Below are 14245 nucleotides of genomic sequence, written 5' to 3' on the forward strand. Positions count from 1 at the left end.
TTCGCGCTGCGACGTTGTGACGTGCCCGGCACTGCGTAGCGACTGCTTGCAGGTCGCTCGAGGGGCCTGCATCAGCGGATGCGCGCCGATGCGCCCTATCTGAGGATAGGCCCAGCAGCAAACCGACGGAGCGACTGACCACCCGACAAACCTCACCTCATAAAAGACGACTTGTCCGTCACCGAGAATATTCCCCCGGTTTCACGTGCCGCTGACCACAGTCTTGAATACGGTCCGCCCGCGGCGAGCAGTTCGACGTGGGTGCCGATTTCGGCGATCCGGCCGTGCTCGACGACGGCGATCCGATCGGCTCGCGCCGCGGTACCGAGCCGGTGTGCGACGAGGACGGTGGTCCGGCCACGCGTCAGCGAGCGACTCGCGGCAAGCACCGATGCCTCGGCGTCCGGGTCGAGGGTAGCGGTGGCCTCGTCGAGCAGCAGCAGGTCGGGGCGCACCAGCTCGGCGCGGGCCAGCGCGATCAGCTGTCGTTGACCCGCGGACAGGCCGCGGCCGCGTTCGCCGACCGGCTGTCTCATGCCGTGCGGAAGCGCGGCGATCATCTCGCTCGCACCGACCGCAGCTGCGGCTTCGGCGATATCGGCGTCGGTCGCGGTGGGTTTTCCGAAGGCGATATTGCTGGCGACGTCGCCGCTGAACAGGTGTGCCTCCTGCGGGACGATGCCGAGGCGGGCGCGGTACTCGGTGAGACGGTAATCACGGATATCGGTGTCGTCGACCAGGATCGCGCCGGTGCCGTCGGCGGGGAGGTCGTACAGCCGGGCCAGCAACTTGACGATGGTCGACTTGCCCGCGCCGGTCGGCCCGACGAGGGCGAGGGTGCTGCCCGCGGGAATCGTGAGCGAGACGTCGTCGAGGGCGAGCTTCTCGACACCGGGGTAGTGGAAGCGCACGTCGTCGAGGACGACCTCGCCGCGCAGCCGCTGTTCGATCGGCACCGCGTCCGCTCGATCGCTCGCGATCGCCGACGGGGTGCGCAGCAGCTCGCCGATCCGGCGCAGCCCGACGCGCGCCTGCTGATATCCGTCGAACACCTGAGACAGCGCGAGTACCGGCGCGAACAGCAGATCAAGATAGAGCACGAAGGCGACCAGGGTGCCCGCCGTCGTCGTGCCGGCCGCCACCTCGCGCGCGCCGACGAAGATCACCGCGGCCAGCGAGACGCCCGACCATGCGGTGACGAACGGGAAGTACAGCGCGATCGAGGCCTGGGCGCGCATCCGGCTGCGCCGGTATCGATCGGAGTACTCGGCGTAACGACGGGCCGCGACCGGCTCGTGCCGATTGGCCTGTACCGCACGCAGTCCGGCGACGTTCTCCTGGAAGTCGGCGTTCACCGTCGACACGTTTTCCCGGGAGACGGTGTACGCGGTGGACGCGTAGCGGCGGAACAGGACCGTCGCCACGAACAGCGGCGGCAGCGTGGCCAGCACGACCAAGGCCAGCGACGCGTCGATCAGCAACAGCGCCACCGCGATGCCGACGAAGGTCAGCCCGCCGATCAAGGTGGTGGCCAGCCCGGTCTGCATGAACGTGGACAACGAGTCGAGGTCGGTCGTCATCCGCGTCATGATCCGACCGGACAGTTCCCGCTCGTAGTAGTCGAGCCCGAGCCGCTGCAGGTGCGCGTAACTGCGGATGCGCAGGCTGTACAGCACCCGTTCGCCGGTCCGCGCGGTGATCAGCGTGTTCGCCGCGCCGACCACCCAGCCGACGGCGACCAACAGCAGACCGAGCCCGGCGGCAAGGCCGAGCGCATCGGCATCGTCGTGACCGACGCCGGTATCGATCGCGAACCGCACGATCGGCGGGAACGCGACATCGATCACCGCGTTCAGCATCAGCAGGGCGATCGTGGCGAACACCAGCGCGCGAACCGGCCGCAACAACCTGGTCAGCCGGAACGCCGGATCGGGCTGACGTAGCCGCTGATCATCCAGCTGCGGCTGTTCGGTGGCAGGCGGTAGCAGCGCGAGATTGCGGCGCACCTCGGGAGTTTCGGCGAGGTCGGCGGCCGCCGCGGCGAAGGTGCGGCCCGCGCTGCCGTTGGTGACGGTATCGGGGATCGCGACAGGTCCGCCGTGCCCAGGCAGGTGCGCACCCAGTGGCGCGGGCAGCCGGATCACCCGATCGGCGTGCGCGAGCGTCGATTCGCGGTGCGCCAGGATCAGGGTGGTGCGATCGCCCTGATCGGGCAGCGTGCCGAAGATCGCGGCCTCGGTGATCGCGTCGACCGCGGAGGTGGCGTCGTCGAGCACGAGAATGCGCGGCCGCGCAAGCAGGGCTCGGGCCAGTGCGATGCGCTGCCGTTGCCCGCCGGACAGGGTCAGGCCGCGTTCGCCGACGACCGTGTCGTAGCCGTCGGGGAGTTCGGCGATGAAGTCGTCGGCCGCAGCGGATTTCGCGGCCTGCCTGATCTCGGCGTCGGTGGCCTCCGGACGGCCGATGGCGATATTGGCCGCGATGGTGTCGGAGAACAGGAACGGATCGTCGAACACCACGCCGATCGCGCCGCGCAGGTCGGCGGCGCGCAGATCCGCGATATCGACCGGGTCGGTGTGGTCTGTGCCGAACAGGCGAATGCTGCCAGCGTCGGGGGCGTAGAACCGGGGCAGCAGCAGGGAGAGTGTGGTTTTCCCGGAACCGGCCGGCCCGATGATCGCGACCGTCTCGCCGGGGCGCACGGTCAGATCCAGCTCACGCAGCACCGGCTGTTCCGGATCGAATCCGAAAGTCACGGTGTCGATTTCGATGCCGAGCGGACCCGTCGGCAGCTGTGCCGGTTCGGGCGGATCGACGACCACCGGCGCGGTATCGATCACCTGGTAGACGCGTTCGGCCGCGGCACGGGTCAGCTGGGCGAGGACCAGCGCGCCCGCCATGATCCGCGCCGTCCCGGTCATCGTCGCGACATAGGCGGCGAACGCGACGAAGGTGCCGATCCCGATCGTCCCGTGCACCGCGAGCAGGCCGCCGAGCACGATGACCCCGACCATGCCGAGCTGCGGAATGGCCGACACCGTCGGCGCGAATCTGGAGTCGACCGCGGCGGCGCGCATGCGTTCGGAATACAGCGTGCGACTGTGCTTTTCGAGCACGTCCACCATCCGGGCCTCCTGCCCGAATCCCTTCACCACCCGGACGCCGGTGACCGTCTCCTCGACGTGCTGGGCGACATCGGCGGCGCGCTGCTGCGCCGACCAAGTGGCGGCATAGAGCCGAGGCCGAATCCGATAGACCACCACCGCGATCGCGGGCACGACAAGCAGCGCGAGCACCGCGAGCGGCGGCGACAACCACATCATCACCACCGCGGCGAGCAAGAACTGCAGCACCGCCATGCTCGACAGCGGCACCATCGCGAGCAGCCCCTGCACCAACTGGAGATCGGTGATCGACCGCGACACCACCTGACCGGTCCGGATCGCGTCCTGGCCGACCCCGTCCAGCCGTTGCAGCGACCCGAGCAGATCCACCCGCAGCGAATGCTGCACATCCAGCGACAACTTGCCCGCGAGCAACCGCCGCCCGAATCCCGCCGCGAATCGGCCGAGCGCAAGCAACAGCAGCAGCCCGGCGACCACCCCGATCACCGCGGTGTGGCCGGTCCCCGCGGCGTCGACGGCTCGCTTTGTCAGCAGCGGCCCAGCGATCTCCACCACCGCCCCGGCGAGAATGGCCGCCCCGAGACCGGTCAGGGTGCCTTTGTGTGTCCGGCTTTCGTCCCACAGCCGACGAATCCAGCCGGGACCGCCCGGGTCGCGCTCAGCCGACTCGGTGTGTGTGCTCGCTTCGACAACCCCGCCCATAACCATCCACGGTAATGACGCTCACCGACAGGTCTTTGTTCCCGCAGCGTGCCGGTTCAGAGGTCGAGGCGGCGCAGATTCCACCAGCCAGCGCCCCCGATGCCGATCGTCCACAGCACCAGGACGACCACGGCGGCGGGAGTGGGGGCGAGGAAGTCGCTGTCGGTGAAGGAGCCGACGGCGACGGTGCTGATGGTGGCGGAGCCGGGGAAGAGGGTGACGAAGCCGGTGGCGCCGACGCCGTTGGCGATCAGCCAGAGCAGCGGCTCGACGACGACGAGCCAGCCGAGCACGACAACGACCGCGGTCGACGACGACCGGAGCAGCAGCCCGAGACCCGTGCCGATCACCGACCAGCAGACCGCGGCGAGCAGTCCGCCGCCGAGCACGGCCGCCAGGTCCATGCCGAAGTCGAATTTGCCTCGGCCGAAAGCGAATAGCGCCACCACGGAGACCACTTCCACGGCAAGCGCGGCGGCCAGCGCGAACCCGCCGGTGACCAAGACCTTCGCGGCGGCGAGCCGGTCGCGGTCCGCGGTGAACAGCGCGGTCACCGGCATGGTCTGGTGCCGGTACTCGGCACCGCTGCCGATCGCGCCGAACACGGCCGCCGCCACGACCACCACGGCGAGGGCGACGTAGAGGCCGATCGTCGCGGCGCCGGTGGCGGGTTCACCCTTGGGATCGGGCTTGCCTGCCATGAGCGCGCTGGCGATGCTCGCGAGCAGCGCGACCACGAGCGGCACCGTGCCGAAGAACCGGCTCGTCGGCAGCGTGGTGACCTTGCGAACCTCGGAGTTGACCGACGGCACGAGGTCAGGGGGCACAATCGTGATCATCGTGGGATTCCGTAGGGCGTCGGCGACGGATGATGAGCGGCCCCGGCCAGGCCGGGATAGGGCGAGACCGCCGGAGTCGGGGGTTTGGTCAGCGAGGCGAGCACCCGGTCGGGATGGATCAGGTCGGGGATGATGCTGTCCAGCCGCACCTGCGCCGCCGCCGCGGCGGCGGTGATGTCGGCCTCGGTCGCCTCGGCCACCGCGAGCCGACCGTCCGGACGGATCACCGCGTCGATGAACCCGCGCGCGGCCAGCGTGGTGGCCAGCGCGATCGGGGTGGACGCCGCGACGACGAGCCGATCGGGGTGACCGCGGCGCAACCGAGCCGGACTGCCCTGATACACCACCGCGCCCTCGCTCAGCACGATCACGCTGTCCGCCCCCGGCAGCACCGCGGCCAAGCTCTCACTGGTCACAAGCGCGCTACCGCCGCGCTTGGCGTGCCTGCGCAGAAAGTCTTGCAGCCAGCCACGTTCGGCGGCATCGAGGCCCTCCATCGGCTCGTCGAGCACAAGCAGCGGCGGGTCGCCGAGCACGGCGGTCGCCAGCGCCAGCCGAGTCTGCTGCCCGGCCGAGAGCGCGCGGGCCTTCGATCCGGCCACCTCGGCGAGCCCGACGGCCTCGAGCACCTCCTCGACGCGCCCGTCCGGCACGCCGACCGCCGCCGCGTACACCCGAAGATGGTCGCGCGCGGTCCGGCCGGGATGCAGTCCGCGCGGTGCGAGCACCCCGCCGACGACGCGGGCCGAGCTGGTCGCGCGGTCGGCGTCGCTGTGCGCCCGATTCGACCCTGGCCCGCCGACCGCCGCTGATCCCGAGGTCGGTTCGAGCAGCCCGAGCAGGGTCCGCGCGATGGTGGTCTTGCCCGCGCCGTGCGGCCCGACCAGGGCGGCGGTGGTGCCGGACGCGACGGTGAAACTTACGTTCTCGACGGCGGAAGCCAGACCGTAGCGCTTGGTCAGGCCGCGGACGGAGAAGGCGAGTGAAGGCACCGCGGTCACTGCGGCTTGGTCGGCGATTGCGGCTTCGTCGGGTCGATCGCGGTGAGCGGATCGGCGTCGACGATGAGGTGCCGGTCGGCGGGCCAGACCACCGGTGCCGGTCCGAATGCCTGGCGTGCGTTCTTGATCGTGGTCTTGCCCATCGCCCGGTTGCCGACGCCGCCGATCACCGCGCCGATGCCGGCGGGCACGATCTTGCCTGCCATCAACGCGGCGCGGCGGGTGATGAAGCGGACGACGAACCGCTTGAGCAGCGAGTCGTTCATCGACGAGAGCCCGGGAATCCGATTGGCGAACACCGTGCCCCAGTTCTTCGCCTCGGTGCCGACGGCCTTCTGCACGATGTCCATGCCGCCCTCGCCGAGCACGACGGCCAGCACCAGTGCCCTGCGCTGCTCCTTGTTGTCCGGCGAGATGCCGTGCACCGCCGCCACCGCGAGGGTGAACACGGCCGAGGCCTCCATGAAGAAGGTGGTCTCCGCGCTGACCGCCGCGATCGCCGCGACCGTGCCGACACCGGGCACCGCGGCCGTCGCGCCGACCGCGCCGCCGCTACCGGTCACCGCGAGCAGGTACTGGTTCTCCAGTCGCTCGACGATCTGGGCGGGATTTTCCGACGGGTGGGAGCGCCGGATCCGGTCGACGTACTTGGCGACCGCGGGTGCCTGCAGGCGAGACCCCGTATCGAGTAGCTGGACCACCGTCTTCTCGAACGCGCCTTGGAACATCGGCGGCACCCTCCTCTTCCGGTCTGCTGCCTGAACTCTATGGCACCGGCGATAGCCGGGCACGGAGGCGGCAGCCTGCGTAACCACGGAGTGCCCGGCGGACGTCGGATGACACCACCGACCACAAGCTCGTCATGACAACGATGTACCCGATCTGATCGGTTCCATCAAACCGGTTGCCGGAGTGCCGGCACACGCTCGGCCATGACGGGCGGCGGCGGGGGAGTGCCGTCGCCGAACGGGCGCCCGCCCAACGATTCCCGGCCGTGCGGGGTCAGCCAGTTCGCCAGGTCAGGACCCTTCGGCACGATCCCGGTCGGATTGATATCGCGGTGCACCACGTAGTAATGCTTCTTGATCTGCGCGAAGTCGGTGGTGTCGCCGAAACCGGGGGTCTGATAGAGGTCGCGCGCGTACGCCCACAGCACCGGCATCTCGCTCAGTTTGGCGCGGTTGCACTTGAAGTGGCCGTGATACACCGGGTCGAACCGAGCCAGCGTGGTGAACAGCCGCACGTCGGCCTCGGTGATCGTGTCGCCGACCAGATAACGTTGCGCCGCAAGCCGTTCCGAGAGCCAATCCAGTCGGTTGAAGAGTCGATCGTAGGCGGTCTCATAGGCGTCCTGCGAGCCGGCGAAGCCACAGCGGTAGACGCCGTTGTTGACGTCGCGGAACACCGCGAGGTTCACCTCGTCGATCTCGGCGCGCAGCGCTTCGGGATACAACCGCGGCGCACCCGGCCGGTGGAACTCGGTCCACTCGGTATCGAAGTCGAGGGTCATCTGCGCGTAGTCGTTGGTGACCACCTGCCCGGTCGGCACGTCGACGACCGCGGGCACCGTGATGCCGCGCGGATAGTCCGGGAACCGCGCCAGATACGCGTCGCGCAGCCGGGGAATGCCGAGCACCGGGTCGACCCCGCCGGGATCGAGATCGAAGGTCCAGCTGAACTTGTCGTGCGTCGGCCCGCACAGCCCGAGCGAGAGCACGCTCTCCAGCCCGAGCAGGCGGCGCACGATGAGGGTGCGGTTCGCCCACGGGCAGGCCCGCGCCGCCACCAACCGGTACCGGCCTGGCTCGACGGGGTAACCGTCGCGGCCGTCGGCGGTGATCCGCGTGGTGATGTAGTTCGTATCCCGCTTGAACTCGCCGGGCTCGACGTAGGAGCCGCTTTCCACCGACTTGGTCACCTGGACAGTCTCGCAGATGGAGGACCTAGTCTGGCCGCATGAGTGAATCGAAGGCCACCCGCCTGGAACGTGAAATCACCGACGGCGGCGCGGAGGTGGCGACCCTGACGCTGGCTCACCCGCCCCTGAACCTGTTCGACCGGGCGATGCTCGACGCGCTCATCGAGGACGTCGCCGAGCTGTCGGCGAACCCGCCACGCGCGGTGCTGCTGCGCGCCGAAGGCAAGCTGGTGTCCGGCGGCGTCGACGTGCACGTCTTCGACGGCTTGTCCATCGAGCAGGGCGCCGAACTGTGGCGGACCCTGTTCGCGCAGATCGTTCATCCGGTCGAGGCGCTGCCGTGCCCCGTGGTGTTCGCCGCGCACGGGCTGACCCTGACCGCCGCCTTCGAGATCGCGTTGGCCTGCGACATCATTCTGGCCGCGCCGAAGGCGAAGTTCGGCTTGGTGGAGATCGTGGTCGGGTTGACGCCGTCGATGGGCGGCCCGCAGCGGCTGGCCGAACGGGCGGGCTCCGGCCGGGCGCGCGAGTTCGTGATGACCGGCGGCCTGTACGACGCGGCGACCATGGCGGAGTGGGGCGTGGTGAACGCCGTGCACGACGATGTCGACACTGCCGCAAGGGAATTGACGCACCGGCTGGCCGATGGCCCGACGGTGGCGCACGCCGCGACCAAGAAGATCATCGAGGCGTGGCGCTCCGGCGGTGTCGCGCACGCGGATTCGGTGACGCCGGAGGTGTCCGGCGCGCTGTTCGACACCGCCGATCTCAAGGGCGCGGTGCGCAGTTTCCTCGAGGTCGGACCAGGGAAGGCCACCTACACCGGGCGGTGACAGCTAGGACACGTTCGTCGCCTCGCCCGCGAAAATGTGACTCGCGTCATATAGTCGGGGTGCCTGCTGAGTCGAGGCGCACGGAGGACGGATGTCGCAGTTGCTCGTCGAATACCCCCTGACCCGCCCGTACGCCTGCGCTAACCCGCTGGCGCGCGGGGCCGACGGTGTGCTGCGCTACGGCAACCTCACCCCGGCGCTCACCGAGCTGCTCGACCTACAGGTGCACGCGTTCTCCACCCGCGAGGCCGTGGTCGAGGTCGGTGGCCCTCGGCTGACCTACCGGGAGCTGTGGCACTCCGCCTCGCGCATCGCGGGCGGGTTGCAGGAGCACGGCATCGGCTACGGCGATCGAGTCGCCGTGCACATGCCCGCCGGAGTCCGCTGGGTGCAGGCGTTTCTCGGCGCGCTGCTCAGCGGCGCGGTACCGGTGCTCGTGCACGACGGCCTGCCGGACGCGGTGGCCGAGCGGGTGATCGCCGACAGCAGTGCGGATTTCGTGCTCGGCCGCGAGATCGCCCGCGGCGCCGAATTGCCCGACGGTGCCGCGTTCATCGATGACGGTGCGGCACTGGGTGATCTGGCGCTGCTCAGCTACACCAGTGGCACGCCGCTCAGCGCGACCACCGCGCCGAAGGGTGTTGAGCTGACCAACGAAAACCTGCTCTCGGCAATACGTTCGGTGGTCGCCGCGCTCGATCTGCCCACCGACGGCCTGCGCAACCTGGTATTGCTGCCGCTCGCCCATGCCAGCGGCTGCGTCGATCAGCTGTTACCGACCTTCGCCGTCGGCGGCACCGTTGTGCTGGCCAGGGATACCCGCGGGCTCGCGGAAGCCATTGTGGCCGAACGGATCGACATGGTGTCGGCGACACCTCGGATCTTCGCTGGCCTGCTGCCCGAGCTCACCGCGTTACGCGCGGACGGCGTGTGCACCGATGGCATCGTCCGGATCAGCAAGGCCGGGCATCGTGGCGAGCGGGCCTCGGCGCCGGCCACCCCGGCCGACCTGGCCGCCGAACTGCGCGAGCTGCTTCCCGCCGCGCGGCAATGGTCGATCTGGGGCGCCACCGAGACCAGCGGCATCGGCCTCGCCGTCGACGACGCGGAGTCGGTCGCCGATGCCGACGCCGTGCTCGGATTCCCCTTCGGCGGTACGGAATTGGCGCTGTGCGGCCCGCGCGCGCAGGCGGGCCACGGCGAACTGCTGTGCCGAGGCCCGAACGTCTCACCGCGCTACTGGAACGACCCGACCACGACCGCGGCCCGCTTCACCGGAACCTGGTTCCACACCGGCGATCAGGTCACCATCGACGCCGACGGACTGGTGCGCCGCGGCCAGGATTCAGACGAATGATGCTGCGTCACTCCAGCATTCGTTCGCGCAGCCGAGCCTTCAGGTCCGGGGTGATCCCAGCGGCCGTCAGGTAGGTGTCAACGTCACCGTGCAACTCGTGCATCGAAGCGGTAGCGGTGCTGAGGTATTCCTCGCGCACGCCGAGCAGGTCGACCGAGAGTTCCTCGCCACCAAGCAGTTTCGTCGTCATCATGGCGCGAAGAGCCGGGACGGCGCCATTGCTCTCCAGGTAGTCGGCCCGCACGTCGGCCTCGGTCACCCCGACCGCGCGCAGCAGCGTGGCGATGGCCCAGCCGGTGCGGTCCTTGCCCGCCGCGCAGTGCACGAGCACCGCGCCCTCGCCGCGCGCGATCGATTGGGCAAGGGCGGCGATCGCCGCGTGCGCCTCGGGCAGCGCGGGGAACATCCGGTAGACCTCGAGCATGTGCGTGAACGCGCCCTGCGCGTCGGTGTGATGCGGCGGCGCCTCGGCCATCCGCGCGTCGAACGGCGTGACGTTCAGCCGGACGCCCTCGGGCAGCCGATCGTGGCCGATGTGGTCGATCTCGCGCTCGCCGCGCAGGTCGTGCACGTCGCTGACGCGCAGTGCGCGCAGGGCGGCCAGCCCCGCGTCGTCGAGCCCGGTCAGCTGCGCCGAGCGCAGCAGCACGCCGGGGCGGATCTTCGCGCCGTCGACGGTGCGCAGTCCACCCAGGTCGCGGAAGTTGAAGGTGCCGGAGATGAAGTACTGGTCGGCTGGCGGCGAGAGAGTCACCGACCAAGGCTATCCGGCCGTTGGCATCGAGCGGGTGTCGTTCCCGGATCGAACCACGCACGCGCAGGTGACCGATTTGCGCGGTTCACCTGTGTGATCGGCCACAGGATTCGGGGCACGTTCGTACCCGCCCGTAGAGTGGACAACGGTCTGCTTTCCAGCCGGGCAGGGCTGAGAGTGACCTCGAGGGAGGGAAATCCGGGCAGGGCGGAGCGGGACCCCCACTATTCCGTTTGGGTAACAAAACATTCTTTCAGTCTGGAATTACCCACTGAACCTGTTCTTAAACCCCGAAAACCCTCTACCATTGATGAACGTTGGACCGGGCAGCCTGGGATTTCCAGCGAATTGCCCGCCATGTTCGACGAGTCGCGCCGACGAGGGTGCGCGAGATCTTTTCGCCGAGGGAGTCGTCGTTGAGCGTACGAGGAGACACCGCAGTGGTTCGGCTGCGGCCGACCATCTGCGAGGCCGTCGAAAAGGCGGCCGCGTCACTAGACCACGGAGGTGTGCGCGCACTGCGGGTGCTACTGCATGCCGGTGTCAGCGCCTACTGGCCGTTGGTCAAGGCCGCACCGGCCAAGCAGGTGCAGGCCTACGAGGCGACACTGCGGGCATTGCGTCAGCGTTGGGCAGCGCAGACCGACTGCATCGCCGACCCGACCGCGACGGCGGCCTACCGGGAGATGGACACCGAGGTCGCCGCGTTCCTTCAGCTGTGCGCCGACCGCTCGGGCGCCCAGTGGCTGGAACCGGTGGACGCCATCGCGGCCTACGCGGTCTCGGTGCTGCAAGGCACCGTGTTGCGCTGGCTTGCCGACTGCAATGACGAGACAATGCTGGTGGTGCTCGACGATCTGGTGAGCAGCCTGGCCACCAGGGCCGCCGAGATCTAGCCGCCCGGCTAGCGCGGCGACCTCGGGAAATGGGGAAGCCGCAAATGCTGGACGTTTGACCAGTTTGATGGTTGAGTTGGGGTCGTGCTGGAAACGTCTCCCATTGCGGGGCTGCACGCCGCCACCGCCGAACTCGACCCCCCGCTGGCCGCCCTCGACCTGACCGCATTGCGCGCGAACGCCGCCGACCTGGTGCGCCGCGCGAACGGTGTCCCGGTGCGCGTCGCCAGCAAATCCGTGCGCTGCCGCGCCGTCCTCGAAGAAGTGCTCGGCGATGAGCTCACCGCCGCGGGCGGCTTCGCTGGCATCATGTCCTACTCTTTGGCCGAGGCCATCTGGCTGGCCCGTCGCGGCGCCCGCGACATTCTGCTCGGCTACCCGACCGTCGATCGCGCCGCCCTTGCCGAACTCGCGGGCGAGGAGACGCTGCTCCGTTCCATCACGCTGATGATCGACGATGTCGCCCAGCTGGAACTCATCCGCGCCGCCATCGGCACGGACCTGGTGCGCCCGCGGGTGTGCCTCGATGTCGACGCCTCCCTCCGAATCGGCCCGATCCACCTCGGCGTGCGCCGTTCGCCGGTGCGCACCCCCGAACAGGCCGCCACCCTCGCCAGCGAAGCGCTGCGCCGCAAGTTCGAGGTGGTCGGCGTGATGACCTACGAGGCGCAGATCGCCGGCATGCCCGACAGCAATGTCGCACTGCGCCTGATGAAACGGGCCTCTGCGGCGGAAATCACCAAGCGCCGCAAGCGTGTTCTCGACGCGGTCCGCTCGGTGACCGGCAAGCTGGAGATCGTCAACAGCGGCGGCACCGGATCGATCGAGGTCAGCATCGCCGACCCGGACGTCACCGAGGTAACCGCGGGTTCCGGCCTGTACGTGCCGACACTGTTCGACCACTACCGGTCCTTCACGCCAAGACCAGCTTTGTTCTTCGCCACCTCCGTACTCCGCCGCCCAACCCCTTCCATCGCAACGGTTTTCGCGGGCGGCTACATCGCCTCCGGTCCCACCGGCCCCTCCCGCGTACCGAAACCGGTATGGCCCACCGGTTTACGCCTGATCGGCACCGAAGGCACCGGCGAGGTACAAACCCCGCTCACCGGCGCGGCCGAACTACGCATCGGCGACCGAGTATGGTTCCGCCACGCCAAGGCAGGCGAACTATGCGAACGCTTCGACAAGGTGCACCTGGTCGACTCGGACGGCACCAGAACCCCGGTCCCCACCTACCGCGGCGAAGGAAACTGCTTCGGCTGAGCGGTAGCACCGCAACGGCTCGCCGGGGTCGTATGTCAGTGCCAGGCGTCGACGAGATCTTCAGGGCCCCAGTGGGTTGCCAGTGGTAGGTCGGGTGCGACGCCGCAACGGGATACGGCAATCAGTGGAGTGTCGATGTCGGTGCCCGGCACTGACAGGATCGTTCGGGTGAGGGCGTCGTAGTCGTGGCGGTCGAAGCTGCGGTCGTCTTGCCATTTGATGGAGCCGATGAACTGGATGGCGGTGGCGACCGGTTCGCGGTCGGTGCCGACGAGGTCGATTTCAGGGTTGTTCTGACGGTTCCACCAGCTACCGATCGCTTCTGTTTCGGGCCATCGGTCGTTGGGCAGCAGGCGCAGCAGTGATTGCCGGATGAGTGGTTCGACGGCGCGTCCACGCCATGAAGGCCAGGATCGTTCGATGCGGGCCAAGGCGAGATCGCCGCGGCCGCGTTCGATGAGCGGAATGCCTCGCTGCAAGAACGCCAGCCAGAAGCGTACGTAGGAATCGGCTATGCGATAGCGCTTGTTCTTGGTGTCGGCCTTGGTGGATAGCGGCAGGTCCGCGGCGACGATTCGTTTGGCTTGCAGGGTGTTCAGTAGCGGGGTGAGGGTTCCCGCAGGCAGGGCGCCGGAGCTGCCCGCTTGTGCGGCGATCGTGCTGAAGGTGCGTTCGCCACTGCCGACGGCTTCGAGTACCGCGCGCGAGCGTGATGCTTCGGGAAACTCGCCGAGTAGCGACAGCTCGCCTGCTACCAGCAGCGGTGAGAGCGGGTTGGCGGTGGATGCTTGCAGGAACTCGATTCTGCTCATTCCCTGCTCCCACGACTGGACGATCTCGGGAAAGCCGCCGGTGATCAGCAGCGCGTCCACGGCAGCGGCGGCGTCGAGATCGGTCATGGCCGCCACGTCGGCCAGGTGCAGCGGTTCGACGGTCATCTTTGTTGCTCTGCCGAAGAATGGGCGATCGCGGGACTGCAGCGCTTCCATGACCGAGATGTCGCTGCCGACCAGCACCAACAGGACCGGCTTTGCGGACAGTTGGCGGTCCCATACCGTCTGCAGTGCGCCTTCGAACTCGGCGTCTTGTTCGGTCAGCCAAGGGACCTCGTCGATGACGACGACGGTAGGCGTGTCGTTGGGCAGGGCGATCGCCAACGCGCGCAGCGCCTGATTCCAGTCCGAAGCGTGTAACCCGGCTACCAGCTCCGCTTCGCTCAACGCCGAATGAGCGATAGTGGCGATGAAATCGTCGCGCTCGGCCATGGGGTTGCGTCCACGAGTGGCCTGGAATACGACGTATGGTCGACCGGACCGATCGCAGAACTCCTGGACCAACCGTGATTTCCCGACTCGCCGCCGCCCGGTCACGATCACCGCGCGACCTCGCGTGGCCCCCTTCTGGTCGACGGTCAGTGCCAGCTGTCGGCCCAGCAGATCGAGGTCGATTGCTCTGCCCGTGAACTCCATCTCGCCTCCCTATTTAAACATAGATTTGATCTAAGTTAGATATGATCTAACTTAGATCAGAAGTGCGCTGGCGTCGACGGGGAGATTG

Annotated in this window: 11 protein-coding genes; 4 read left to right on the plus strand and 7 right to left on the minus strand. The window is 68.6% G+C overall.

Going from position 1 to position 14245, the window contains the following annotated elements; all coding sequences use genetic code 11:
- Positions 1 to 152 precede the first annotated feature (152 nt).
- The 5 genes from OG203_RS32920 to OG203_RS32940 all read right to left on the minus strand — a co-directional run bounded on the left by OG203_RS32920 (position 153) and on the right by OG203_RS32940 (position 7585).
- Positions 153 to 3827 carry an ABC transporter ATP-binding protein gene (locus OG203_RS32920; protein ID WP_405161118.1) on the minus strand — a complete coding sequence of 1225 codons (3675 nt, stop codon included), beginning with the start codon at positions 3825 to 3827 and terminating at the stop codon, positions 153 to 155.
- Between the two features lie 56 nt (positions 3828 to 3883).
- Positions 3884 to 4666 carry an ABC transporter permease gene (locus tag OG203_RS32925; RefSeq protein WP_405161119.1) on the minus strand — a complete coding sequence of 261 codons (783 nt, stop codon included), beginning with the start codon at positions 4664 to 4666 and terminating at the stop codon, positions 3884 to 3886.
- Positions 4663 to 5667, minus strand: coding sequence for an ABC transporter ATP-binding protein (locus OG203_RS32930; RefSeq protein ID WP_405161120.1), 1005 nt, complete (start codon positions 5665 to 5667; stop codon positions 4663 to 4665). Before OG203_RS32930 ends, OG203_RS32925 begins: the two co-directional genes overlap by 4 nt.
- Positions 5664 to 6395, minus strand: a complete 732-nt coding sequence (locus OG203_RS32935; protein WP_405161121.1) for a hypothetical protein — start codon at positions 6393 to 6395, stop codon at positions 5664 to 5666. Before OG203_RS32935 ends, OG203_RS32930 begins: the two co-directional genes overlap by 4 nt.
- A 167-nt stretch (positions 6396 to 6562) precedes the next feature.
- Positions 6563 to 7585 carry a glutathione S-transferase family protein gene (locus OG203_RS32940; protein ID WP_405161122.1) on the minus strand — a complete coding sequence of 341 codons (1023 nt, stop codon included), beginning with the start codon at positions 7583 to 7585 and terminating at the stop codon, positions 6563 to 6565.
- Positions 7586 to 7623: 38 nt separating this feature from the next.
- Here OG203_RS32940 and OG203_RS32945 point away from each other — a divergent pair, with 38 nt between their 5' ends.
- Together OG203_RS32945 and OG203_RS32950 are read left to right on the plus strand one after the other, a co-directional pair.
- A complete protein-coding gene (locus OG203_RS32945) occupies positions 7624 to 8418 on the plus strand; it encodes an enoyl-CoA hydratase/isomerase family protein (RefSeq protein ID WP_405161123.1) in 795 nt (264 codons plus the stop codon).
- Between the two features lie 91 nt (positions 8419 to 8509).
- A complete protein-coding gene (locus tag OG203_RS32950) occupies positions 8510 to 9775 on the plus strand; it encodes a class I adenylate-forming enzyme family protein (RefSeq protein WP_405161124.1) in 1266 nt (421 codons plus the stop codon).
- A gap of 7 nt (positions 9776 to 9782) precedes the next feature.
- Here OG203_RS32950 and OG203_RS32955 read toward each other — a convergent pair whose 3' ends face one another.
- Positions 9783 to 10529 carry a tyrosine-protein phosphatase gene (locus OG203_RS32955; protein WP_405161125.1) on the minus strand — a complete coding sequence of 249 codons (747 nt, stop codon included), beginning with the start codon at positions 10527 to 10529 and terminating at the stop codon, positions 9783 to 9785.
- A gap of 416 nt (positions 10530 to 10945) precedes the next feature.
- Here OG203_RS32955 and OG203_RS32960 point away from each other — a divergent pair, with 416 nt between their 5' ends.
- Entirely contained in the window at positions 10946 to 11425 is a 480-nt protein-coding gene (locus OG203_RS32960) for a TetR family transcriptional regulator (protein ID WP_405161126.1), read from the plus strand.
- Between the two features lie 84 nt (positions 11426 to 11509).
- On the plus strand, positions 11510 to 12688 hold the full coding sequence (locus tag OG203_RS32965; RefSeq protein ID WP_405161127.1) for an amino acid deaminase/aldolase: 1179 nt from the start codon (positions 11510 to 11512) through the stop codon (positions 12686 to 12688).
- Between the two features lie 35 nt (positions 12689 to 12723).
- Here the strand turns inward: OG203_RS32965 and OG203_RS32970 are convergent, their stop codons facing one another.
- On the minus strand, positions 12724 to 14157 hold the full coding sequence (locus tag OG203_RS32970) for an ATP-binding protein (RefSeq protein ID WP_405161128.1): 1434 nt from the start codon (positions 14155 to 14157) through the stop codon (positions 12724 to 12726).
- Positions 14158 to 14245 lie beyond the last annotated feature (88 nt).

It is taken from the genome of Nocardia sp. NBC_01499, assembly GCF_045040275.1.
GTDB lineage: Bacteria > Actinomycetota > Actinomycetes > Mycobacteriales > Mycobacteriaceae > Nocardia.